This is a genomic window from Paenibacillus baekrokdamisoli (assembly GCF_003945345.1).
Lineage (GTDB): Bacteria > Bacillota > Bacilli > Paenibacillales > Paenibacillaceae > Paenibacillus_Z > Paenibacillus_Z baekrokdamisoli.
In genome coordinates this window covers 4,940,692-4,965,563 of sequence record NZ_AP019308.1, presented here as the reverse complement: position 1 = coordinate 4,965,563, position 24,872 = coordinate 4,940,692, and the positions used below count along the sequence as shown (strand labels likewise).

The following is a 24,872-nucleotide window of genomic DNA, read 5'->3' as shown; positions in this document are numbered from 1 at the left end:
CTTTTCTACTCCTTTCGGATAATATCCGGATACAACCGTATATGTTAATCTGGAAAAAATCAGAGACTATAGGTTAGGAATGGTGTGCCTATGAAGCGGAAAATGCTGTTTTTTTGCTTGATATTAATGATGGTATACCTACTGTCCGGCTGCGGTGGAAATAGCGGTAAGGCAGTAACGGATACCCCGGCATCGGCAGGCTTGGATCCAGCAACCACGAACGTTGCGGAAAATTCCCCCCAGGCAGACATTATGAAGGATGCAGTGCTGGGTGCTAAGCTGAGCTACTTCGATGCCAAATTCGGAGCTGGCGTCAAGAAGGAGGACGAATTGACCGTCAGTTACTTGGACGGCAAGATCAGGGTGACGGAGAATCAGGAGCAAGCGTTTAACATTTTCAATTCCTACGTCGATCGCGGGGAAGCACCGAGTACGGAGGAGGCGCTTGCTTTTATCAAGCAGTTCTTGCCCAAGGATGCCGTACAGGTTAAGGACGAGGAAGACGCAACGACCAAGATTCATACCTACACGTACACGAGCCAAGCTCTGAAAGCTCAAACGCAGCTGGCGGGACAGTTAACAATCGGCATCTACAAGGATCCAGAAGACGAATCCAAGGTCAGGCAGGCCCAGATTAGTATCGATATCACAGCAAATATGTAAGGGGGGTGAGGGTTATTGTGGCGAACAAAAGATTAAAAATGCGACTAGTAATCTTAGTATTGATGGTTTCATGCTTATTTGGGCTATCTGCCGCTCCAGTTGCTGCCTTAACCACACCTGTTATCGACAAACTTCCCCCGATCAAAATTGATCGTATCCCCACCACTACGAATAAGGGAAATGCTTCATTAATCTGGTACCTTCCTACTCCCGGGCAGTTCATTATCTCTTCGGGCCCACCAGCGGTTGGCTCGGACAGCACGATCTACCTCGGGAATAACTACTTTGCTTTTGTGGGAGTTGTAGGCAGCTTGACCGCTGTATCGCGTGGAGGCGGCAAAAAATGGGATTACCCGCTTAAAGATTCTTTGCTATTCCCTCCTACCATCGGACCGGACGGTACCGTATACATCGGAGAGGGCAGCTTTAGCCACTTGAATGGAAGTTTCATCGCTTTGAATCCTGACGGCACGAAAAAATGGGCGGCCTACATAGGAGCCGTCGATTCCAGGCCCGTGTTCGGAGCGGATGGCACCGTTTACGCGAACGTCAGGGATGGAACGCTTCATGCGCTTCAACCGAATGATGGTACGGAGAAGTGGGTATCAAAGGTAGGAGTCACTACCACTGCTTACATGGCTGTAGGCAAGGACGGCACGATTTATATGGGTAATGTTAGCGATACGTTGTTTGCCGTGAAGCCCAATGGCAGCATCAAGTGGACCTATAAGGCGGGAGGGCTTGTCAATACAACTCCGGTCGTCGGTTCGGACGGCATGATCTATGTCGGGGCGGACGATAGTAAGCTGTATGCGATAAACCCGAACGGAACAAAACAATGGGAGTATGCTTTAGGGGGTACCCCGTTCTCCCCGATTATCGGGACTGACGGCATGATCTATGTCGGGGCGGCGAATCAAACGGTTTATGCGCTGCTTCCGAATAATAGCTTGAAATGGAAAACTGCTTTTAATAAAGCCATAACACCAATCGTCTTCAGTTCGACTGGAATGCTTCATTTGCTAACAGCGGACGGTATGGTTCAAGCGTTAAATTCTTCAGATGGAAGCATACAGTGGAGTTATGGCATCAGTACCCCCGATGGGATTATTGCTCCAGTCATCGGTGATGACGGTACCGTATATGTAACAGGCTCGAAGGAGTCAAAGCAGACTCTGTATGCCCTTCGCGTTAAAATCAGCAGCATATCATTGAATAAATCACAGATTGCCTTGCCGCTCGGCAAGAGCGAAAGCTTGTCGGTTACGCTGTCCCCAAGCAACGCACCCAACAGGAAAGTGACCTGGAGCAGCAACAACAATGGAGTGGCCGCCGTTGACAATACCGGCAACGTGACTGCTGTCTCTTCTGGTAAAGCGACCGTTACCGCGAGATCAGATGATGGCGGGCTTATCGCCACCTGCGAGGTCACCGTGACTAACCCTCCGGGAACGATCGAGGTGGACAGCGTTACAGTTAGCCCTGCTGAGCTTTCACTCCCGGCGGGCGAAAGCGTGAAGCTGAAGGCTGCTGTCCAGCCTGTAGATGCCTTCAACAGGAAGTTGGCTTGGAGCAGCAGCAATCCGGGTGTAGCCCAAGTAGACGAATCAGGTAAGGTGACGGGAATGACGCCCGGCACGGCAGTAATTACTGTGACGACATCTGATGGCGGCTTCACCGCCGCGAGCAAGGTTACCATACTGCCGGGAACTAAGACGCCTGGATCGGAGCTATTCACCGATATTGGAGGACATTGGGCGGGTGAGGAAATTGCCGAAGCCTACAAGCTCCATATCACTAATGGTTATCCAGACTTCACTTTTCGACCGGACGCCAGCATCACCCGTGCGGAGTTCGTTGTCATGCTGATGAATGGGCTGAAGCCCGAGCTTCAAGCTTTGGAACTGCCTTTCAAGGATAAAGGCAAGATTGGAGCATGGGCACAGCATTCGATTTCGGGGGCGATGCAGCTTGGCATCGTAAGCGGCTACCCGGATGGCAATTTCCGTCCTGGAGCGAACATCACCCATTCCGAGATGGCCGCGATGGTGTTCAAGGCTTCAGGAATTCCTCTTGCGGCCGTCTCGAAGACCGGCTATACCGACGATACCGACATTCCCGGATGGGCCAGAGGAGCGGTATCTACCATCGAGAAGAAGGGTATTATCATCGTTGGCGGCAAAACCGCAGGTGCATTCGCTCCTCAAGCGCTCTCCACCCGCGCGGAAGCTGTAGCTTGGATCGTCAGGATGTTGGAGATCAAGGCTCGAGGGTGAGTGGAGAATAAAAGAGAGGTCGATTAGGCATTGTGATGATTGTCTAACCGGTCTCTGAGTATGGGAGGTCTACTTTATCACGTACGGTTCTATGAGAGGCGCATGCACAAGCATGCGCTTATTCTAGTTTTGATGAATTCATTCCGGCCGAATCTATGAACTGGTCGTATTTTGATGTAAACGGAACAGCAGAGAAAGCTGCTTGGCGAGAAAAAGCGGTGTGTAGGGCATATCATTGCGAAGCCAGCAGACAATTGTACCGATGAAGGCGGAGGAGCCGTACCAGATTGCAATATCTTTTGGAACACTCACAGCCGAATCAGAAGAGGAAGCGTCTCGCTTCTCGAATCTGATGGTGATAACATCAACCATCAGATTCATAAGTCGATCGGTGAAGACCGATATGCGTTTTGAAGCGAGCAGCACCTTGTAAAATTTTGAATTTTCCGCGATATGCTCAAGCATTCTGAGCAATGTGGACCAATCCAAGTCAACATGGGACTGATCCCGAACATCCTCCAAGATAGCATGAATTTCTTTGATCATGTCATCCGCGATCCTCTCCAGCATATCCGGAATATCCCGGTAATGAAGATAGAAGGTGACACGATTGATCGTAGCGCGTTCTGCAATACGATTCACGGTTATTTTCTCAAGCTCAATCTCCTGAAGCAAATCGATAAATGCATCTCGAATCAATTGGCGCGTGCGAAGTACACGCGGATCCGTACGCGGCGATTTTGTTGACATGGGCTCTCATTTCCTTTCCCCATAAATGCTTTGTACAACAATTGCATCCTGCTTTGTAGATTATTTTTACATTGAGTTTATTATACAACAAAATGTTTATTAGTTGCATGATGAATATGAAGGAATTGAGCACTTTGAAATGCGGTGAACCCGGAGACCGGCTGCGTTTATCGAGAGGAAGCCGACCGGATCGCAGAGCTTGTGCACATTGAAGCAAGGCAGATACTCCAAGAATTGCATTTCATTTGAGTCGATGTAAACATGTTATAGAGCCATAGCCTGTTTAAATGCTTAGAACCGCAATGTTTTGCGGTTCTAAGCATTTTTTTGGAGGGGGGTATTGCGGTTGCAAGGCCATGATAGGATTGGGTCTGCGTCAGTGGACATCACCATGCTGAAGCACGCTTAGTGCCGCTCGTCAGGTTGTTCCTGCTGAGAAGTGGAACGGATAGATGTTGTATATCATACGAATACACAAGTTTTCATGGATACGACTAAAGACATCCGAATGAAAAATGTATATGCTTGGGGGGCTATAATTTCGTTAGACAACTTACTGGACGGAGCGATTCACGTTTATGAAAGCGCATTCCTGAATATAAGGAGGAAGAAAGTAATGTTATTGAAGAAAATGTCTGCCATGTTTATCGCTTTTGTGTTGATTTTGGGCTCCACGAATTATGCGCCCGGCAAAGTGCATGCGGCATATAACCTGTGGCTAGGAGTATCGGCGAACCCCGACACGGTAACGTTGATCAATGAAAAGCAGAAGCTTGAATTCATCAAAGATTCGAACGGCAAATATAAGCTTAAGACCTATATCGATATGGGTGGAGAAAAATGGCAGCCTTTGTTCGACGGAAGCCGTCCGCTTGCCATGGGCCCCGGGTCTGACTTGTACCCCACTTCCTTCTCGATCCTGAATAACACGGGCTCACATATCGCCGTTCTGTTCAGTGGCACGCATTCGAATCCCGCTTATAATTTCGATATTCTCGTCGAAGTGAACAGCGGCAGTCCGCTCATCCACTTCAAGATAACGAATCACCTCACTTCCGATTTGCAATTGCATGGATTGGAGCCGGCAAGCCTGTTCTGGATCAATGGCATTCCGAACGATCTGATCGAGGTGCATCAGGAATCGCCCTCTTATGAATCTCCGGACGATACGGTGCAATGGAACAACACGTTTCCTGCCGCTTACTTGTGGACGGGAAAAAAGGAGGCCGGTATCTTCTATAACATGGCTTCCACCAACTGGTTTTCGACTTCCCAAAACTTCAATCGCTTTAAAGACGTACAGGTGAGAGTCAAGGAGCAGGATGGCATGATCGCTATGGGACTTGAACCCCGGAAGCAGCCTGCAGGTACCCAATATATCGCTTCGGGGGACATGGTGACCGAGTTTTACCTCTATGGAAACTATAGCCCGCAGGGGCCGGCTAGCCGAATGGCCGCGTTGGACAAGATGGTAAACATCTTCTCGGAACGTTTTCCGTCCTCGACAACCTGGCCCCAGAATGTTATGGACCCGGGCCAGCTGACCTACGAATTTTTCGGCGGCAAAGCCGCCGAGCAGCTAATGCTACCAGATGTCACGTACAAGATTCAGCCTTACCACGAATACGGTACGAATGACGGTGTGTCCAATCAACGCGACTACGGCGTGAGCGGCACTTGGAATGACGGCCCTGTTTTCCCGGAACGGACCAACTCGCAGCTGGTGCGCCGCGCGGATTACGCTTCTTATGCGCAGGAGCATCCCAATGCGACCCGCGATCCTTCGTTCACGCTATTAGGTGACTGGGAAACGGGCAATAATGCCATGGTCCCGTGGATCGCTTACGAACGGCTGCATCCGAATCTGACGCAAAGGAATTTCATTAACGATCAGCTCGACGATTTGTTAGTCTATTACAATCCCGAGTCCAAGCTCATCCGCAGCTTTGAGAATTCTAAAGACTATCAAAACCAGTTCATCGAATTCAGCTGGGCCAATCCGACCTTCAGCATCAATACGTGGATTGCGCATAAGATGCGCGATCCAGCCGAATTCGATCCGGCGATCGGTGGCAAATATATAATGGGCCTTGAAGGACTCATTGAGCTTGCCCATCATACGAATTACGTATTTCCACTGCAATGGAGCGTCCAAAGCAAGCTGCCGGTTAAAAGCATTGACTACGGAACGACACTTGGCGCACCGACGGATGTGTGGGCGGCCGGATTGTTCGCATATGACATGATGCTTGCTTATAAGGCTACCAATGAACAGAGATATTTAGATGAAGCGAAAAAAGCAGTCGATGGGCTTTTCGAAGGCATGACGTACAAAATGTCCAATCCGACCTTTACGAAAACCTACGACGATCCCTACGAGTTCGCGCTAAACGAGGTGACGAACAACGCGTACGGAATCTCGGCAAGCGAGCTGCTGTACGAAACCACCGGATTGCCCAAATATCTAGCGTATTCCAATGATTTCAAGAATACGACGCTCCGGTTGATGAATTGGTACGAGAGCGGGATCAGGGGAAATGCTGCCGACCAATCCATGCAGAGCCAAGGGCTTTTCCATCCTTTCTCGTCCGCCATGTCGCCGACTTCTTGGGAAAACATCCTGACTTACCAGAATCTGACGACGATCTTGCGCAATTCCTCGAATACGAACATCGATCTGCTGCTCAAAATGTTCAACGTGAACAGACAAAACAACTTTACTTTCTACTCCGCGACCTGGGATCCGGCGGTATTCGGATCGGCAATTACCCGTTTCGTTAATAGCGGCGCGGCGTATTTGCCGATCGAAGACTATTATACGTCGGAAGTGCAGACTTCTCACGGCTTTATGGGCCCTTCCATCTATATGGCGAACAATCCTTTCCTCGCCTATATGCTGTATGAAGCGTTCGGAGACGCTGACAACCGGGATATTCTGGCGGTTAACCTGGATAATCTCGATCAGCCGGAATTGGCACTTTCATCTATTGAGCGCAATTTTATATTCTACAATCCGACTGGGTCCAGCCAGACGTTCAACATGCGGTTCAAACATCTTGAGGCGGGAAGCTATTCGTTGTCCATTACGGATCCGTCGGGGAGCATGTCCACGTCCGGGAAAACCGCCGCGCAGCTAAGCGCGGGCATCTCGCATACGCTCGCTTCAGGCACTTACGTTCGCGTTAAAATCGAGACTGCCGATGCCATTAAAATGAGCCGATTCGAGGCGATGCAAGACGCGCAAATCAAGCTGATTCAGGCCTACCGCAAGCTGCAGGAATCGGGACGGGATATCGGCGTAACAGAACAACTGTTAGCTTACAAGGCCGATTATCAAACCGCCTTGAGTCAATATCAGAACGGCAGCTACAGCCAATCGGCCACAACGGTTAACGCCTTCCTGGGCTTGATCCCCCAAGCATCCGATCCTTCGACTCCTGCGAGCAAAAAGCTCGACGATTTCGCAGAGACGTCGAATTGGGGCAATAAAATGGTCAACGAAAATGCCGTCATTACGACGGACGGGACGATAGCGACGATAAAAACGGGCAGCGATTCCACTTGGGGCTTTGTCTCCAAACCGGTTTACTATGATTTGGACGCTTATCCCTATTTGCAAATTCAAGTACCGGATGTGTCCTACGGCGCAGCCTGGAATATTTTGATTAATGATAACAAGGGATTCGACGATGTGTTCATGATGGACGGCAATGCGGCTGCGGGAGGCAAATATACGTTTAATCTCAAAGGTCTGACCGGATGGAGCGGCAAGAAAGGATTTACGGTCAAAATAGCGGTTGTGGGAGGCAACGGAAAACATATCAAAGTAGACGAATTGATCGCACTGGCACAAAACGCTACTGCAACTTATACGCCGCCTTCACAGACTTACAGCAATATTGCCTACAGTAAGTCTGCAGCGGCCGACAGCGTGCATACCGCAGGGCAGGAAGCGGATAAAGCCTTGAACGGCAATACGGATCTGCACGATATGTGGACGTCCGCATACGGGCTCAGTCCCCATTGGCTCACGGTCGACCTGGGGCAGAGTACCACAATTGACCGATATGTGATCAAGCATGCCGGTACAAGGGAAGCTGCGGTTACCAATACCAAGAGCTTTAAGATTCAATCCAGCGATGACGGTTCTACCTGGACGGACCGCGACACCGTAACAGGAAACGCTGATTCACTGACAGACCGCAACGTGACGCCTTTCACGGCCAGGTACGTGAGGCTGTACATTACCCAGCCGCATCAAGACCCAGCGGACGGGCATGCCAGAATTTACGAATTCGAGCTGTACAAGCCGGATATGTCGAATAAAGCCCTGAACCGTACTGCCTCCGCGGACAGCGAATATTCACCACAGTTGACCGCAACCAAAGCGGTGAACGGTAATGTCGATCAGGGGGGCATGTGGAGATCCGCATACGGACACGGCCCTCATTGGCTTAGCGTAGATCTTGGACAATCGACGCCAATCGGAAGGTATGTCGTCAAGCATGCCGGCGTCCAAGAGGCGGTGTCCAACAATACGAGAGACTTCAAGCTTCAGTCCAGCGATGACGGGATCCACTGGACGGATCGGGATAGCGTCTGGGACAATACGGCCTCCGTTACCGACCGCAGCGTCGCTCCGTTCAAAGCGAGATATGTCAGGTTGTACATTACGCGCTCCCATCAGAATCCATCCGACGGGTACGCGCGCATCTACGAGTTCGAGACGTATGTGCAGGGGAATGGAAATCTGGCGAGAAACAAACCGGTCCAAACAGACAGCATCGACGTTTCCGCTCCGACGCAGTACTTCAAAAGGAGCATCCTGTTGAACGGCGGGGCATTGGCCGTCAATGGAGATGACAGCAATTTTACCTACTGGCGCTCTGGCAACGGCTCAAGTACCCATTGGCTCCAGGTGGATCTAGGCCAAAGCACCGAAGTGGCCCGATATGTCGTGAAGCATTCCGGGAGCAAGGAAACCCCGGTTCAGAATACCAGCGATTTTAAGCTGCAATCCAGCAATGACGGCGTTAATTGGAGCGACAGAGACACCGTAACCGGAAACATGGCCAACATCACTGACCGCTCCATTGTGCCGTTTACGGCAAAATACGTGAGATTGTATATTACGAAGCCGGGCCAACTGGCGACCGATCTTTATGCGAGAATCTATGAATTCGAGCTGTACGGTAATTGATAGGAATTACGCAATAATGATGGAGATTACAAACCATTTTAGTAAATAGACCCATTATTTCTTTGCTTCTATTCTCTTACGATAGAGATGGTTCGAATAGCGCGCGCCTCTGGTGTTCGGCGCTATTCGAATAAAATATGCAGCACAGGAGTGATTTCCACCATGTGGATAGAGGGAAACTACCGCCGTATTTTTTTAGACGCGCACATTGACGATTGGAATGAGGAGTTTCTCTCCAAGGTAAATCCGGAAGAGATTGTTTCGACGATCAAGCTCTCGGGAGCCCAGAATGTCGTGGTCAAGGCTAAGCCTCATACAGGGCTGTGTTACTGGCCGTGCTCGGTTGGCAGAATGCATAAAGGATTACGAGGCAGAGACTACGTCGGCGAGATGATCGAGCTTTGCCATCAGAACGAAATGTCCGTCATCGTATATTATTCTCAAATTTTCGACAACTGGGCTTATGAGAATCATCCGGCTTGGCGATGCGTTTACGCGGACGGAAAGACCTCAAAGGAAAAGGCATCCACTTTCTTCAAGAAAGGCAGATACGGGGTCGTCTGCGCGAACAATAAAGCGTATAGGGAGTATGTACGGGCGAACCTTCAGGAATTGAATAGAAATTATTCATTCGAAGGAATGTTCTTGGATATGCCTTTCTGGCCGGAAGTATGTTATTGCCATAGCTGCACGGAGAGGTATTTGGAAGAAACAGGGAAGGAAATGCCTAAGATCGTGGATTGGAGCGATCCAGATTGGCTGGCTTTCCAATATGCCAGGGAAAGATGGATGGGGGAATTTGCAGCGTTCTCAACAAGCAGTATTAAGGAAATCAACCCACATGTGACGGTCGAGCATAACTTTGCCGTCGCTTTGTTTCCATGGCAGTTTGCCAATACGGACCTCGTCGTCGATGCTTGCGATTATGCTGGCGGCGATTATTACGGAGGCTATTTGCAGCAAACCTTCTGCTGTAAATATTACAAAAGTGTGAGCCCGAACCTGCCGTTCGTGTATATCACTTCGCGCTGCGATCCTGACTTGTCCTACCATACGACAACCAAAACAAAAGAGGAGTTACTGCTTCATGCCGTAACCGCACTGGTTCATAACGGTGCCTTCTCGCTTTGCGACGGCTTGAATCCCGATGGCACAATTACGCCGGAAGTTTATCGAGATGTCATGAAAGAGGTGTTTGACAAAACCAGAAGATACGAAAAGGTTGTAAGCGGGGAAATGCTAAGCGATGTAGCCGTCTGGGTATCGACGCATTCGAAGTTTACCTGGAGGGACAATGGCAAGCCTGTTAGCGAACAACTTTTCAAAGTGGACGATTTCATTGAAGGTCAAGTGAAAATGGCGTCCATTCTTAGAGAATACAATGTTCCCTTCGATATCGTTGCCAGTAGGAATTTGAAGACGATCAAAGACAATATCCTGGTTATATCGGACGTCGCAGTGATCCGCGATGACGAAATGGATGCCATAGAGAGCTATTTACAGAATGGAGGCAACCTTTATTTAAGCGGTCAGATCGGTCATCGAAGACTGTTGGAGTTGTTGGAGGCGGAGGTGATCGGCTTAACCGAACATAACGTTACCTATATGAATCCGACGAACAAAGGGAAGCCGGTTCTGGAAGGGTTTAGCCAGAAAAATCCGTTAACCGTGGACGGGAAGCAGCTCATGATCAAACTGTCGGGGTCTTGCGAGGTGCTCGCCACGATCACGCTTCCTTACACGTTAACGGAAGGACAACGTTTCTCCGCTATTCATTCGAATCCGCCAGGAATAGACACGGATCTGCCTGCGATCATCGTCAAAAGCGTAGGAAAAGGGAAGATCGTTTGGCTTGCCGCGCCTATCGAAAAATCGAGACCCTTCATGAGCAAGAGAGTCGTATACAATCTGTTAAACTCGGTGTGCCGGGAATGGAAGTTTACATCCAATGCGCCGAGCTTTGTCGAAATACTAGGGTGGGAGAAAGAAGGGAAACGATATCTCGCCGCGATCAACCAACAGGAATCATCGCCTATATCCCCAATCTATGATCTATATATTGAACTTTCGGAAGATATTGAAACGGCGGTACTTCTGGACAATAATCAAGTGCTGACGATTGGGCATAGTGAAGGGAAATCGCGCATATTCCTTCCGCGGTTAGACATCTTCCATGTGATTGAATTCGAATGATAATTAAGATGAGGAAATTTTACACCATTTCTGCACATAGGCTCATTTTATTTGTCTAAGGCTGGAGGTATATTTGAACCATACCATTTGGCTATATTCCGGCCACAAGCACGGTTTTTGAATCTTGAATATCCTAGGCATTCAAGGTTTTTAAAACATACAAGCTATGGTTACTACAAAGGGGAGGTTTCCGGGATGAGGAAACAAACGTTGGGAAAGCTGGTAACTACATTTTTGACCTTCAGCCTCATTTTTGCATTAGCCGCCTGCGGCGGAACCAACAATAAAGAGTCATCGCCTGCGGCTTCAGAACCCGCTTCGAGCGGTGCAAGCGAGAGCAGCTCTGGTTCCGAGGCTGCGCCTAAGGAAAAAGTCAAATTAAAGCTTTATTATCAATACGGCGAGGATGTCATGGCTGCGGAAGCTGTTAACTTCAGGGACACGATAAAAAGGTTCCAGGAAGAAAATCCGGATATCGATTTCTCGGCGGAGATTATTTCCCCGAGCATTTATATGACAAAGATTCAGACGCTGGCTGCCGCCAACGACCTGCCGGATATATTCCCTGCCTTGCCTTCCATGCAGCAGGCATTCTCCAAAAACAATTTGATTGCTGATTTGACCCCCATATTCGAGAAGGATGCGGAGTGGAAAAACGGATTCATTCCGGGCGCATTCGACGATCAAACATATGCGGGCAAAATTTATGGCGTTCCTTACGAATCTTTAATCAGCACCGTGCTTTACTGGAATAAAGATATATTCGCGAAGAGCGGAATAGACCACTTCCCGAACAATCTCGATGAATTCAAAGAGGCGATTACGAAGCTCAAAGCTAATGGCTATATTCCGATGGCGATGGGCAACAAAACAAAAGATCCCCTTGCGAGCACCTTTATGCCGGGTCTGGTGTTCAGATACATGGATCGGGCTTGGTACGACAGCGTCAGGGAAGGTACCGGAGCGAAATTTACGGATCCGGAGTACGTCAAAGCGATCGATATGCTGGGCGAGCTCATCAAGCTGGGCATCTTCAATAAAGATATGAACAGCATTGATGGTATGCAAGCAATGCAAAGCCATTATTATACCGGCAAAGCAGGTATGATAATTTCGGGTTCGTGGATGATTTCTAGTATGATCGCTCAAATGCCTAAAGAAATACTCGATAATACGGAATTCTCCACCCTGCCTCCGCAAACTTCCAAGCCCGAGCTTGGCAATATTGCACCTGGTGGTACCGGTTGGGGTTACGTTGTGAATGCCAATGTCACCGGCGCCAAGCTGGATGCGGCCGTCAAATTTTTGAAGATGCTGACTAGCAAAGAGGCAGGCGAGAAGATCATCAATGCGGGGTCTTTGACAGCTATTAACGTTACTCCCAAGGATCCGTCCAAATTGCCTCCGTTCTTCGTGAAGTTTCTAGAATTTAGGAAAAACGTGAAACCGGCGCCGGTTCCGGAGATCCAGTTTTCGGGCAGCTACGTGGAAGCTAGTTACACCAGCTTCCAGGAGTACAGTGTCGGCGGTCTGTCTTCGGCTAAGCTCGCGGAAAAGCTGCAGGCAGCCATGGATAAATCCGCAAAAAAATAGATAAGAAAATAGAGGCCAAACCTGTCCGAAGTGTAATTTCGCACTTCGGATTCTATTTAGGAGAGATCTATGAAAAACGTAGCGATTAAACCGAGGACTCTGTTTCTCTACTTGAGTATCCCCGTTGGACTGTATTTCTTCATGGCTATCGTTCCGACGTTCGTTTCCTTTTATTACAGCCTGTTTGAATGGACTGGCGGTTCGGTCAAGCAATTCGTTTGGTTTGATAAATACGTGGAATTATTGCGAGACGACGATTTTTGGTTTTCATTTAAAAATAGCACCATTTTTACGCTCTTCATGGTCATCGGCCAAGTGGGCATCGCCTTTGTGTTCGCGCTGCTATTTACGATGAAGTGGCTTAGGTTTAAGGCGTTTCATCGGTATGTCATGTTTTTTCCAGTCGTGATCTCTTCCGTGGTCATCGGGCTGATGTGGCAGCTGATCTACAATTATGACATTGGCATTCTGAACTTCATCCTCCGGCAGTTAGGCTTGGAGCATTATATTATGTTTTGGTTGGACGATCCCAGCATCATCATGAGGACAGTCGCTGTTCCGGTGATATGGCAGTTCGTCGGTTTTTACCTGGTCATCCTGCTGAGCGCAATCGGTTCGATCCCCGCGGATCTAATGGAATCCGCCGAAATGGACGGTGCGTCCGGATGGAAAAGAACCTTGTATGTCACGATCCCTATGATATATGGCACTTTAAAAATCTGCATCACCTTTTGCATCATTGGTTCCATGAAGGCTTTTGATCACATCTTGGTCTTGACCGGCGGGGGTCCGGGGAAAAGCTCGTCGGTAATGGGGTTATATGCTTACACGACAGCATTCAGGGAAATGAAATTAAGCTATGCCAACGCGGTTTCCATCGGCATCCTGCTTTTGACCCTTCTCATCACTCTGCTGATCCGGTCGCTGCTCGGAGGGAGAAAATATGAGAGCTAATCTCGCATTAAAGCCCGTTTCCTTTCTGGTGAAATTTTCGATCAATGCCGTAGTGCTGGCCTTTTCGCTATCCTGTATTTTTCCGGTGCTGTGGCTAATCAATTCCTCGCTTCGGGAAGATAAAGATTTTTTGGGAAATATTACGGCCCTTGCGTTAGATCCGAGATTTGACAACTATAAGAGAGCCATCTTTACAGGGAAAATGGGTACCTATTTTATGAACTCCGCCTATTTAAGCATAGTTTCTGTCATTATCGGAACAGTGCTGGCTTTTATTGTCGGTTATTTCCTTTCCAGATATCGGTTTAAAGGAAGGAATCTCATCTACCTGCTGTTTCTTTCCGGAATGATCGTGCCTACGTTATCCTTATTGATCCCCGTATTTATCCAATTTAAGCTGTTGGGTCTCGGAGACGCCTGGTATACCTTGTTTTTGCCTTACATTGCCTATTCATTGCCGATGTCGGTTATTTTAATCGAAGGCTTCGTGAAAACAGTTTCCTATGAAATCGAAGAGGCAGCGATCATGGAGGGGGCCAAAACGTCCGATTTGTTGTTCCGGGTCATGTTTCCGTTATGCAAGCCTATTATCTCGACCATTATTATTTTCAATTTCATCGGAACTTGGAATGAGTTTCCTTTTTCTTTAATATTAGTAAACAATCCAGCTTTGCGAACGGTATCCGTTGGTCTCAACGATTTTAACCAGATGTATACGACGCAATATACGCTGTTCATGGCTGCACTTGTTGCCGTAACATTGCCGGTTATTCTTATTTATTCGATATTCAGCAAGTATATTATCCAAGGAATGACCGCCGGGGCCGTGAAAGGATAAATTAAATTATCATTTGCTCCTTCCGGTCCCCGGAGGGAGCTTTTGTTATAGACGATGATCCCTGAATTGGCTTGGAGGCATTCCCTTTATTTTCTTAAAGATATGAGAGAAATACTTCTCGTCTGAATAACCGACTTGATTCGCAACCTCGTATGTTTTCAATTTCAAGTCTTTCAGAAGCTCGCAGGCTTTTTCGATTCGAAGGGTTTGAATATAATCGACGAAGTTTTCGCCGGTCGTTTGTTTGAACAGCATGCTGAGATATTTCGGGTTTACGTAAACCTGGTTTGCGACCAGTTCAAGAGTTAGGTTACCGTTATAATGATCCTCGATATATTTTAACGCTACCATGATGATTCGATTGCTGTGTCTTGATCTTTGAATCGCTTCCGTGACTTTTCCGACAAGTTCAGTGACCTTTTCTTTAATTTGATTCAGGGAATGAAATTGCACCAAATGATCCAAGGAAGAAAAATAAGAACCGAAAATTTTCTCCGGATCGATGTCTTTATCCAAGCATAAATGATATAACGACACAATGAGCGCGAGGCAGGATTTCTGAATGTAATCTTTGGATGGATTGTTGTTAACCAGGATCGACAAATAGGCTTCAAGTCTGTCAGTCAGATCTTCGCTTCGGCCGCTTGCGACGGATTCGATTAGACGCTTTTCCTCGTTAATCGGATATACCGATTTCGTTTGGCCGAATTTGGGGATCGCACTATAGTGGAGCACTTTATTGTTTCCGAGTATAAAGGCGAATTCAAGGCATTTCATTGCTTCATCATAAGAATAGATAAGATCCTCGATGTTTCGATAATAAGTACCAATCCCGATCAATAAGGAGAATCCCAAATATTTGACCGTATTCGAATTAATTGTTTCGAATAACGGGACGAGACGTTCGGAGCTGCCGTCGCGGCAATTGGCGATTATAGAAAACCCGGCGGCATCCTCGCATATTTCACAGTCGTATTCATGCTGAATGAGCTCGATGACGATATTTTTCATGGCGTATTTCATTAATTCGATATCCTGATAGGAATGCTGCTCGGCATACGAATGGAAATCGATAATCTGGATTACGATGACCGCAAAGTTGGTCGGTTTTATTTTTAAACCAAGGATTTCGAAGTTCTGGAGCAATTTCGCGTTGATCTTTAACCGATTGTTGAGCATCCGCAATAAAAACTTCTCCTTGATGAGAGGAAGACCTTCCTGATATTGTGTTTTGAGTTTCTCTAAGGCGTTCACGTGAGTGTTTTCAACGAGAATCAGTTCTTTGACTTTAAGGACGGCTTCCAGAATATCCTTGGAACGGCAAGGCTTAAGCAAATAGTCGCATGCACCTGACTTAAGCGCTTTCTGCGCGTAAGAAAAGTCGTCATACCCACTTAGAATGATCGATTTGACGAGCCGTTTGGTCGACTGAAGGGACTCGACAACCTGCAAACCGCTTAACCCGGGCATTCTGACATCGATGAGGAGGATGTCCGGTTCGCTTTCTTCAATCAGCGTCAACGCATCGTCCCCATTATCGGCTTCTCCGCAAATGACGATTCCGTTCCCTTCCCAATCCGTATTTTCAATGATTCCCCTTCTGATTTCCTCTTCGTCATCGACGACGAATAGCTTTATCATTCGAATTCCTCCTAAGTTGCGGATCGTATGAAGTCATGAATCGTAATTTCGACCGTCATTCCTTTACCAGGTTCGCTGGTGAATTTCAGCGTGTACTTGTCTTTATAGGCCAGCTTAAGCCTCTCGTTCACATTTCGGATGGCATATCCTCCTGTTATGGCGGGCGAATCTATTCTTTCCGTAAGTTCATTAGGAGTGAACAGACGGTCCAATTGCTCCTGCATCATTCCGTTTCCGTTATCCTCCACGAGCAATTTAATACTGCCGTCTTCAAGATATCCTTTGATCGTCAAGACGCCGTTGCTCTTCAGGCTTTCGATGCCGTGTACGATGGCGTTTTCGACGAACGGCTGCAGGATAAGTTTCGGAATCTTGTAGTTCAGGATCTCGTCGTCAATCAGAATTTCATATTGCAGCCTGCTTTTAAACCGGATTTTCTGCAAAAGCAGATAGTGCTCGATGAGTTCTTTCTCCCTTGCGATGATCGTATACGTATTTCCACGGTTCAGGCTCAGGCGAAAAAGCTGTGAAAGGGAATAGATCATATCCGCGATATCGGATTCCTTGTTTCTCTCGGCTTTCATTAAAATCATGTCAAGTGTGTTATAGAGGAAGTGGGGGTTGATTTGCGCCTGCAGGGCATTTAATTCCGCTTCACGCTCTTTGATTTGAGAGATGTATGCTCTGTCGATTAGGTCCTTGATTTCCGTAATCATTCTGTTGTAGCCAAGGGATAACTCTCCCATTTCATCTAGATAAACGATTTTCACCTTTTCATCGAAGTTGCCTTTCTGAAATCGTTTCATCGATTTCAGCATCGTATAGATCGGAGTAGTCAAGGAAGAGAGAATCCAGAGAACGATGGGAAAGGATAGGACGATGCAGGTCAAAATGGCTACCGCGGTGAACGTTCTAATCGAATTCACTTTCCGGGTAAGAGTGTCAGTCAGTACTGCATAATAAACATGCCAGCCGGATAGGTTACCGCTACTGTAGGCTACCAGCATCTCTTGGTTGGAAATTTTGTCGAAGACGTAACCATCCTTGTCAGTATTGGTCAATCCAATGAATTTCTGATTTTTGATCATATTCGAATAATACTCTGAACCGGCGTAAGAAATCACTTTGAGATCTTTGTCGGTAATGGCAATGCTACCCTTATCCAATTGCAAGCCAAGGGAGGAAGTATCCTTGATCATCTGCTCGTTTATGCTAATGAGCAGGAAGCCGATTACCTTTAGCGTCGTCAGATCCTTTATGATTTTGCCGACTGCGATGTTGGGCTTGGCATTGCTGAAAAACCGTCCGGCTTTCTCTTGGACGAACCATACGGCACGGCCATTCGCCGCCAGAGCCTCGTTGTATTCATCTGTGTGCATAATCTCTGAAAACCCTTTCACTTTCACGGTAGAGTTATTCGTGATATGAAATGGAGTGAAGTCCTGATCGTTGGCGTACAGAATGAGGTCGATGGGATAACTTTTGGAGGCTACCAGATTGGTGATGGACTTGAGGGAGTTTCCGATTAGAACGTCCGCCGAGTTCAAGTAGCCAAGTTCTTGTTTCAGGCTGCTTCCCTGTGAATTCAGTATCGTTTGCACGGCGGGGTCAACGCTAAGGGACACGGATATGCCGATCATGTCCTTCTGCAGAAAATCAAGGTTGCTGCTTATTTTCCTAGCGATTTCCAAATTGGCGGAACTGACCTTATCCATGACGCTTTGTCTGGCAATGTAATACGAGTAATAGCCAAGCGATAGAGAGGTTGTCAATATGATGAGATAGAATGAGATCAGTATTTTGTATTTGATGCTTAGACGCGAATAAATTTCCTGAATTTTCAATCTATTCCCTCATTTCGTCTTCAGGCTCGCGATATGTTGGTTCCAACCTATTCAACGCGCCGTCATGAATTCCTTCATGCATCATTCAAGTTATGGAGATGTTACACCATCTCTGGAGATTGTCTAGTTAGCGATCGGCGTAAGAATCAATAGCAACGGAAATTCATAGGTTTTGACAAAACAACGTCATTTTCAACAAAGACTTATCCCCCATATTTTTTTATGATTATGTTGGTCGAGCGAGCTTGGAAGCGCTCTCAAACGAGTGGTTAAAACTATCCGGCGTGCCCTTTTGCGGCTAGGAAAAGGGGCATTACGCTTCATGGTTGCATTACTTAACAGCACTTAGCTAAGCATAGTTAGGAGGAGATAACAAATGAAATATAGTTCAGCCACAAAAGAGTACATATGTGAGGATCGCCGATCGTTTCGGAACGGCCATGCCTCGACGCTAACGGTGTTGCCCGGAGGAGATGTACTTGCTGAAGTTAAGATAATCATGTCATTACTGGATAGCACCTGATATGGAATTTACAGATAGTCTGTCACCAGAATGTGAGATGTAAGACTGTTTGATCCGCAAGATACGGAAGAATGGGAACATAAATACAATATATTTAAGAAGCTTTAAATTTTGAAAAACGTAGTTTTTGACAAAATAACATTCTTTTAATCAAAGACGCATTATAAGTAAAAGAATATGATTATTAGGGAAAGAAGAGATTTAACATAAAGATCTTATAGGAGATGTTAAATGAAATCTAATAGAGAACGCTTTCGGTTTATATCCTGTCCAGGTTGTCTTTCATTAATGAAAGCGTTTTATTTCCAAATATTCTTTTTACAATTCAACCATAGGTGGTACTAGATTATGAAATTCCAGAGTCGAATAAATAAACACAAAGGTATGAGAGATTTAATTAATAACAGAAACCTGTATTTTATGGTGCTTCCCGCTGTATTGTTCAGTTTAATATTTGCCTATTTACCGATGGTTGGTTTGGTTATTGCCTTTCAGGATTTCAATCCAATGAAAGGGCTATTCCACAGTAAATTTGTGGGTGTTGATAATTTTAAATTTTTCTTCGCTGGCCATGATTGGTTAATTATTACTCTAAACACTATTTATTTAAATATGCTTTTTATTGTATCTGGAACGATTGTCGCTTTAACAATTGCTATCGTTTTAACTGAACTCGGACGAAATGCGGTTGTAAGGGTTATCCAATCTGTCATGATTTTGCCCAATTTTATCACCTGGCCAACAGTGGGTTTATTTTCGGTAGCTTTTTTAAGTACCGATACTGGTGTAATCAACCAACTTTATAAATATATTACGGATCAGACCTTAGATGTATATATCAGCCCTGGTGTCTGGCCAACCATATTTGTTCTCATTAACATTTGGAAAGGGGCAGGGTTTGGAGCTATCGTGTATATGGCCGCCATTATCGGAATAGACAAAGAACTGTATGAGGCTGCCAAAATGGATGGAGCTAATCGGCTTCAGCAAATTTTCCGCATTACCTTACCTCTTCTGAAGAGTACAATCGTTATTCTGTTCCTGCTTAGTCTGGGAAATATATTTGTAGGCAATTTGGAAATGATTTTCTCTTTGATAGGAGATAATTCGATGTTGTATTCGACAACGGATGTCATCGACACCTATGTATTCCGTTCCATAAGGACTTCCGGTTCAATGGGCATGACTGCAGCTATTGGTTTATATCAATCGATAGTTGGCTTTACGTTGGTGTTATTGTGCAACAAACTAACTAAGCGATACGATAAAGAATCAGCGATTTTTTAAAGGAGATGACAAACGTGAAAAAATCTAATTTAGTGAAGTCGATAAATGGTCTGATGTATATACTTTCTTCATTGTTTGCGTTGATATGTCTCTATCCATTTCTCTTGGTAATGTTCAGTTCCTTTACTGATGAAGGGAGTTTGTTAAGGGAAGGATATTCAATTTTCCCCCATAAATTTTCAGTCGCAGCGTATGTAGCTATTTTTTCCACGAATACAGTTCCGGATGCGTACCTTGTGACAATATTTATCACCATTACCGGAACCTTTCTCAGTTTGCTAATTACCTGTGCTGCCTCTTATGCCCTATCGGGTAGAAGATTGTATTACAAGAACTACATAAACTTTTACTTTTACTTTACCATGCTATTCAGCGGGGGAATAGTGCCGCAATATATCTTAATTACAAAGTATTTGCATCTTTCTGATACTATTTGGGTTTATATCATTCCCGCCTTGCTAAGCCCATGGAATATGTTTTTAATGCGCAATTTTTTTAACGATATACCTGTAGAATTGTTTGAATCAGCCAAGATAGAGGGAGCAGGAGAAATGACCATCTTATACCGGATCGTTCTGCCGCTATCCCTACCTGCTCTTGCGACTATCGGGTTATTTTATGCACTTGGTTATTGGTCTTCCTGGTTCCCCGGAATGCTGTATGTTGATAATCCGCGGTTGTATTCACTCCAATATATCATTATGAGAATCATTCGGAACATTGACATGGCTGCCACCATTGCCGCGAAAGGTGCCCCTGCCGGCTCACCAATCGCTCCATCTTATGCAGTCAGGCTGGCGACAGCTGTTGTTACCATCGGTCCCATTATCTTCTTGTACCCATTTTTGCAGAAGTATTTTGTCGGCGGATTGAAAGTCGGAGCCATAAAAGGCTAGTCTCGGTGAAAAACCGATTGGCATAAAACAAAAAAAGGGAGGAAAAGAAATGAAAAAACGTATCAAGCATAGTGTATCTTTGTTAATAATCTTTTGTCTCTTAGGGGTCATTCTTGCATCTTGCACAGGAAAAAGTGGAAATCAAACCCCATCGGACAAGGGGACAAGTGACACAACGAGTAATACGGCAACCACGGATGCAAGCAAATCATTAGAACCAGTTACGTTAAAGATTATGCTCTGGGGGGATAAACCTAAACAGATGGATGATGTGGTGGCTGAGTTCGAAAAACAGACCAAAGATACGTTGAACACAAAATTGGAAATTACTTGGACCCCACAAGCCGATTATAACAACAAATTAAAACTTAAAATGTCGGCTGGGGAACAAATGGACATGGTGTTTGATGCCCCTTGGATGAGCTTAAACGAATTTGTCGCGAAAGATAACTATTTTATACTGGATGAATTCTTTAATAATGATAAATATCCAGGATTGAAGAAAGCTTTTTCTGGAGGTTTATTAAAGAATAATGAATTTATTGGCCCGGATAATAAGCCGCATGTATACGGTGTTCCTTTAACTCAAAATTACGGTGCACTGGTTACGCTTTTTTACCGTAAGGATTTGGCGGATAAGTATGGAATAACTTCAATAAACGGTGTTCAGGATTTAGAAAAGTATTTTGATGCGATTCTAAAAAATGAAAAAAATATGATTCCCTTTGCTGAGAGGAATGACGGTAACTATTCGGCAAAAGATATTATTGATATGGATCAAGAGGACAGTCTTGCTCAAGCAAAAGCCGGATTGTTAGGTGTACCTTTGGCTCCGAATGTTAGTGGAACGGTGTTTGTTAAGGATAATAAAGTCGTTAATGCCACTGTAACCGGAGCAGCTTTAGAAGAAATGAATGACTTCCCGCTCCCTTTCAATGTACCGGATTATAGTGTCATCACGAAGACCCGAGAGTGGCATGACAAAGGATATACCGAAAAGGATCCGATAATGCAAAAAGATCCGAAAAGTATGTTTACATCTGGGAAATCTGCAGCTTACTTTGAATCCATAACTGCTTATGATTCTGTCAATGGTGGCTTAAAATCTGGGGTTCCAAGTTCGGAATTGGGTATGTATATGGTTAGCAGAAATCAACGGGAATTGAAACCAGAAAGTATGTTGACAGATTTCCGGGCCTGGAATTTTATAGCTATCCCAAAATCTTCTAAAAATCTGGACCGGTCGATGATGTTTTTAAATTGGTTATTTGCTGATCAAGCAAATCATGATTTATTTGAATTCGGGGTTCCAGGAAAGAACTGGATACCGGTTGGGGATAGCAAGTATTCTTTCCCGGATGGTATTGATTTGGCTAATAACTATGCCCTTCCAGGATATGAATTTACTTGGAACCCGAATTATATTCGAGTACCGACCTCAATTCCGGAGCAATATATAAAATATTACCAATACCAATCAGACCAAAAGGCCTATATGAAATCACCACTTGCAGGGTTTACCTTTTCTGACCAAAAAGTGAAAACACAGTTGGCTAATCCGGATTTTGCTAAAGTTTCATCACTAACACTTCCGTATACATTGGGAATGATTCCTGACCCAGCGAATGCAATGGCAAAATTGCAGTCCAAATGGGAACAAAATAAAAAATTACAAAAGGATATAAAAGCGATAAAAGCGGAACTGATTAGTCAAGTACAATTATTTTTAGATAATAACAAGTCTTCTCAATAAGTTAAACGTGAAGGAGAGGCAACAAAAAATATTCATGAAAGGCATCGTGCTAGGGAGAGTGAAAGGGTAGCTGCAAGCGAGTCGATTAGGAGGTGATGGATGAACACACTGGTCGGAATGAATTTCATTGACTAACATTTAGGAGGAGAACGAATGACGGCATTCAAAGGAAAGCAGTGGTTGATCACCGTCGCGGTTACTACGATGGTATGGGGATTACTCTCGGTCGCTTTCTCTCAGGAACGGGTATTAGCAAAAAAGAAAGATCCTCCTGCAAGCACCTCCTTGGTGCAGGACATGTTCAATGTCGTAACAGATTGCGGCGCTGATGGAACAGATGCAGCGGATGATAGGGCAGCCATTCAAAGTTGCATCGAGATGGCGAAAAACGACGGGGGAGGGACGGTTTATTTCCCTTCCGGTACTTACAAAGTGAACGGAACATTAAACATTACTAGCGGCCATCTAGTGCTTATGGGAACTAATAACGCGGATACGGTCATTATGGGTACGAATCCGTCCGTTACCCTGTTGAAAGTCGATAACAACGGTCAGGTCGTCAACCATACGACCATTCGGGATTTGAATTTCCAATACGAAGCGCCGAATGCATCAGGAACGCTTATGACATTTAATCAGGCATGGAGAACTTATTTGCTCAATCTTAACTTCGGCAGCACGGAAGCCATGTACAAAATGGGCTCAGCCATCAGGGCGGTCGGCGGAAATCAATTTTTCGTTGCCGATAGCGTGTTCACGTATCCCGTGGATTACGCTATCTACACTGCACAGATCGGCGATGTATATCTTGATAATTTGGAAATCAACCTCGCCGACGACAATACTTCCATCGGCGCTATCTTCGACAGCAATACCGGGGGGATCTATGCCACGAACGTGAATGTGACAAGCGGAAAAACGGGTTTTAAATTCGTAGACACGATACCTAACACGCCTCCGCCTAATTATGGATTCTTCACCAATTGTTTGGCAGATACGCAGTTTGGCGGAATTGGATGGGATTTTCAATCGGCGCTTTCTATGGTTCTGACGAACAGTTGGGCGGCCAGCGCCAAGACGATCGGCATATACGCCGATCAAGTTGACGGACTAGGGGTTTATGATTCGAGGATATATAACAATGGCGAAGAAGGCATTTATGTTACCGCGAACGCGAAGAACGTCACGGTATCTAACTCCCGTATTGCTGGAAATTCACGCCTTGCAAACGGCGATCACGCTGGTATTTATTTAGTCCCGGCAGCGACCAATGTGATGATCAGAGGGAACACAATTGGCGAATCGGACGGATTCCTGAATACCCAATCCTATGGCATCCAGATCCCATCTGGCACGAACAATGGACTCATGATTGAGGGGAATATGCTTCTCAACAACGTTGACGGCAAAATAAGCAATTTGTCCACGGGAACCCAACAATTGATAACGAACAATTTGGAAGTAAATCATTAGACGGATTTTTATGGAATCAGGCAACAATCCTCCTTCAAGAGATGTCGGCTTGGAGGAGGATCCTTTATTCACAGCGCTTTCGAGACGAACCCTTCAAGCCAATTGCCTCTGGGTCAAGGAATGAAAGCGCTGCCACATGAGAAAGAGGTGACATTTATGGCGATTCATTCCCTTATGCGGGAAGCGGCAGATCATTATCAACGGGATGGTTATTATATCGGAGCGGATGTTTTTTCCGAGGAGGAAGTCAAGCAAGCCCGAAATGGGACATCAGAGGTGTTGGGAGGCCGCTATGATTTGGGCGTCGCTCCGTCATGGGGCAGCTATAAGCCGGAACACGTCGGATCCAAATTGGTTAAAGTGAACGATGCCCATCTATCGAATAAAGCCATTTACAACATGATCAGTTCAGCGAAATTGGGGGAGTGGGCGGCAGCCGTAACGGGAGCGAATATGGTTCAGGTTTGGTTGACCCAATTGATTCACAAACCTGGCAATGTCGAGGAGCGGGGGAATATCGGTTGGCACCAGGATTATGCCTACTGGAGCCATTGGGAAGGGGAAGTGTTCACTTCCTGGATTGCTCTCAGCGATGTGATGGAGCTAAGCGGACCGATGGCTTTTGTCAAACAATCGCATAGGTGGGGCTTTCTTGAGGATACGGCCAACTTTAACGATCACGATCTTGAACGGCAAAAAGAGAAGCTTCATCGCGAGGGAAGGGTATGGGATGAAGCGAATGCCGTATTGAGGCCGGGACAAGCGAGCTTTCACCACCCTTTGACTCTACATGGAAGCGGAAGCAATCGTTCAACAGAGCCCAGACTATCGATCGCCATTCATATGCGTACGGAGAAATCTAAGCAGTTGTTAAACACCGAAGGAAAGTTGTTTCATGATTTATCGAATCCGTATCTTTGCCCGGTAATCTATCAAAAGTGACGACGGCGGGATGGGATGACGTTTAATAAGAAGAATCTAATGGGGG

The 24,872-nt window shown here is 46.0% G+C and carries 16 protein-coding genes; 13 read left to right on the top strand and 3 right to left on the bottom strand.

From position 1 onward, the window contains the following. Nucleotides 1-126: 126 nt before the first annotated feature. Nucleotides 127-663, top strand: a complete 537-nt coding sequence (locus tag EKN16_RS21835) for a hypothetical protein (protein WP_125662160.1) — start codon at nucleotides 127-129, stop codon at nucleotides 661-663. A gap of 38 nt (nucleotides 664-701) precedes the next feature. Beyond that, on the top strand, nucleotides 702-2,939 hold the full coding sequence (locus EKN16_RS21830) for an S-layer homology domain-containing protein (protein WP_232015929.1): 2,238 nt from the start codon (nucleotides 702-704) through the stop codon (nucleotides 2,937-2,939). A 153-nt stretch (nucleotides 2,940-3,092) separates the two neighbouring features. Here the strand turns inward: EKN16_RS21830 and EKN16_RS21825 are convergent, their stop codons facing one another. Next, the gene (locus EKN16_RS21825) at nucleotides 3,093-3,689 is read right to left on the bottom strand and encodes a TetR/AcrR family transcriptional regulator (protein ID WP_125662154.1); all 597 of its coding nucleotides are present in this window, start codon (nucleotides 3,687-3,689) and stop codon (nucleotides 3,093-3,095) included. Between the two features lie 616 nt (nucleotides 3,690-4,305). Between EKN16_RS21825 and EKN16_RS21820 the strand changes: the two genes are divergently transcribed. From EKN16_RS21820 to EKN16_RS21800, 5 genes are all read left to right on the top strand, one after another. Then, nucleotides 4,306-8,889, top strand: coding sequence for a discoidin domain-containing protein (locus EKN16_RS21820; protein ID WP_164522936.1), 4,584 nt, complete (start codon nucleotides 4,306-4,308; stop codon nucleotides 8,887-8,889). Between the two features lie 162 nt (nucleotides 8,890-9,051). Continuing rightward, nucleotides 9,052-11,082: an alpha-L-fucosidase gene (locus tag EKN16_RS21815; RefSeq protein WP_164522935.1), complete on the top strand. Its 2,031-nt coding sequence runs from the start codon at nucleotides 9,052-9,054 to the stop codon at nucleotides 11,080-11,082. A gap of 195 nt (nucleotides 11,083-11,277) precedes the next feature. Beyond that, entirely contained in the window at nucleotides 11,278-12,675 is a 1,398-nt protein-coding gene (locus EKN16_RS21810; protein WP_125662145.1) for an ABC transporter substrate-binding protein, read from the top strand. A gap of 69 nt (nucleotides 12,676-12,744) precedes the next feature. Continuing rightward, on the top strand, nucleotides 12,745-13,629 hold the full coding sequence (locus tag EKN16_RS21805) for a carbohydrate ABC transporter permease (protein ID WP_125662141.1): 885 nt from the start codon (nucleotides 12,745-12,747) through the stop codon (nucleotides 13,627-13,629). Then, nucleotides 13,619-14,467 (top strand): carbohydrate ABC transporter permease, encoded by an 849-nt coding sequence (locus EKN16_RS21800; protein WP_125662138.1) that lies wholly within the window; start codon nucleotides 13,619-13,621, stop codon nucleotides 14,465-14,467. Before EKN16_RS21805 ends, EKN16_RS21800 begins: the two co-directional genes overlap by 11 nt. Nucleotides 14,468-14,512: 45 nt before the next feature. On the opposite strand, the gene EKN16_RS21795 is transcribed toward EKN16_RS21800, so the two are convergent. Beyond that, nucleotides 14,513-16,108, bottom strand: coding sequence for a response regulator transcription factor (locus EKN16_RS21795; RefSeq protein ID WP_125662135.1), 1,596 nt, complete (start codon nucleotides 16,106-16,108; stop codon nucleotides 14,513-14,515). Between the two features lie 11 nt (nucleotides 16,109-16,119). Further along, entirely contained in the window at nucleotides 16,120-17,952 is a 1,833-nt protein-coding gene (locus EKN16_RS21790) for a sensor histidine kinase (protein ID WP_125662132.1), read from the bottom strand. A gap of 376 nt (nucleotides 17,953-18,328) precedes the next feature. Between EKN16_RS21790 and EKN16_RS32420 the strand changes: the two genes are divergently transcribed. The 6 genes from EKN16_RS32420 to EKN16_RS21765 all read left to right on the top strand — a co-directional run bounded on the left by EKN16_RS32420 (nucleotide 18,329) and on the right by EKN16_RS21765 (nucleotide 24,826). Then, a complete protein-coding gene (locus EKN16_RS32420) occupies nucleotides 18,329-18,475 on the top strand; it encodes a hypothetical protein (protein ID WP_164522934.1) in 147 nt (48 codons plus the stop codon). 348 nt (nucleotides 18,476-18,823) lie between these two features. Then, on the top strand, nucleotides 18,824-19,762 hold the full coding sequence (locus tag EKN16_RS21785) for an ABC transporter permease (protein WP_125662129.1): 939 nt from the start codon (nucleotides 18,824-18,826) through the stop codon (nucleotides 19,760-19,762). A gap of 482 nt (nucleotides 19,763-20,244) precedes the next feature. After that, nucleotides 20,245-20,658, top strand: coding sequence for a carbohydrate ABC transporter permease (locus EKN16_RS33175; RefSeq protein WP_232015927.1), 414 nt, complete (start codon nucleotides 20,245-20,247; stop codon nucleotides 20,656-20,658). A gap of 49 nt (nucleotides 20,659-20,707) precedes the next feature. Next, complete coding sequence (locus EKN16_RS21775; protein ID WP_125662123.1) at nucleotides 20,708-22,411, top strand: extracellular solute-binding protein; 1,704 nt, start codon at nucleotides 20,708-20,710, stop codon at nucleotides 22,409-22,411. Nucleotides 22,412-22,564: 153 nt separating this feature from the next. Beyond that, nucleotides 22,565-23,884, top strand: coding sequence for a right-handed parallel beta-helix repeat-containing protein (locus tag EKN16_RS21770; RefSeq protein ID WP_125662120.1), 1,320 nt, complete (start codon nucleotides 22,565-22,567; stop codon nucleotides 23,882-23,884). Between the two features lie 156 nt (nucleotides 23,885-24,040). Beyond that, the gene (locus EKN16_RS21765) at nucleotides 24,041-24,826 is read left to right on the top strand and encodes a phytanoyl-CoA dioxygenase family protein (protein ID WP_164522933.1); all 786 of its coding nucleotides are present in this window, start codon (nucleotides 24,041-24,043) and stop codon (nucleotides 24,824-24,826) included. The last annotated feature ends 46 nt before the right edge of the window (nucleotides 24,827-24,872 follow it).

Coding starts and splice junctions, on each gene's coding strand:
- EKN16_RS21825 (WP_125662154.1), bottom strand. CDS start 3,689: ATGTCAACAAAATCGCCGCGTACGGATCCGCGTGTACTTCGCACGCGC.
- EKN16_RS32420 (WP_164522934.1), top strand. CDS start 18,329: ATGAAATATAGTTCAGCCACAAAAGAGTACATATGTGAGGATCGCCGA.
- EKN16_RS21775 (WP_125662123.1), top strand. CDS start 20,708: ATGAAAAAACGTATCAAGCATAGTGTATCTTTGTTAATAATCTTTTGT.
- EKN16_RS21770 (WP_125662120.1), top strand. CDS start 22,565: ATGACGGCATTCAAAGGAAAGCAGTGGTTGATCACCGTCGCGGTTACT.
- EKN16_RS21785 (WP_125662129.1), top strand. CDS start 18,824: ATGAAATTCCAGAGTCGAATAAATAAACACAAAGGTATGAGAGATTTA.
- EKN16_RS21795 (WP_125662135.1), bottom strand. CDS start 16,108: ATGATAAAGCTATTCGTCGTCGATGACGAAGAGGAAATCAGAAGGGGA.
- EKN16_RS21800 (WP_125662138.1), top strand. CDS start 13,619: ATGAGAGCTAATCTCGCATTAAAGCCCGTTTCCTTTCTGGTGAAATTT.
- EKN16_RS21815 (WP_164522935.1), top strand. CDS start 9,052: ATGTGGATAGAGGGAAACTACCGCCGTATTTTTTTAGACGCGCACATT.
- EKN16_RS33175 (WP_232015927.1), top strand. CDS start 20,245: ATGCGCAATTTTTTTAACGATATACCTGTAGAATTGTTTGAATCAGCC.
- EKN16_RS21765 (WP_164522933.1), top strand. CDS start 24,041: ATGGCGATTCATTCCCTTATGCGGGAAGCGGCAGATCATTATCAACGG.
- EKN16_RS21830 (WP_232015929.1), top strand. CDS start 702: ATGCGACTAGTAATCTTAGTATTGATGGTTTCATGCTTATTTGGGCTA.
- EKN16_RS21805 (WP_125662141.1), top strand. CDS start 12,745: ATGAAAAACGTAGCGATTAAACCGAGGACTCTGTTTCTCTACTTGAGT.
- EKN16_RS21810 (WP_125662145.1), top strand. CDS start 11,278: ATGAGGAAACAAACGTTGGGAAAGCTGGTAACTACATTTTTGACCTTC.
- EKN16_RS21820 (WP_164522936.1), top strand. CDS start 4,306: ATGTTATTGAAGAAAATGTCTGCCATGTTTATCGCTTTTGTGTTGATT.
- EKN16_RS21835 (WP_125662160.1), top strand. CDS start 127: ATGATGGTATACCTACTGTCCGGCTGCGGTGGAAATAGCGGTAAGGCA.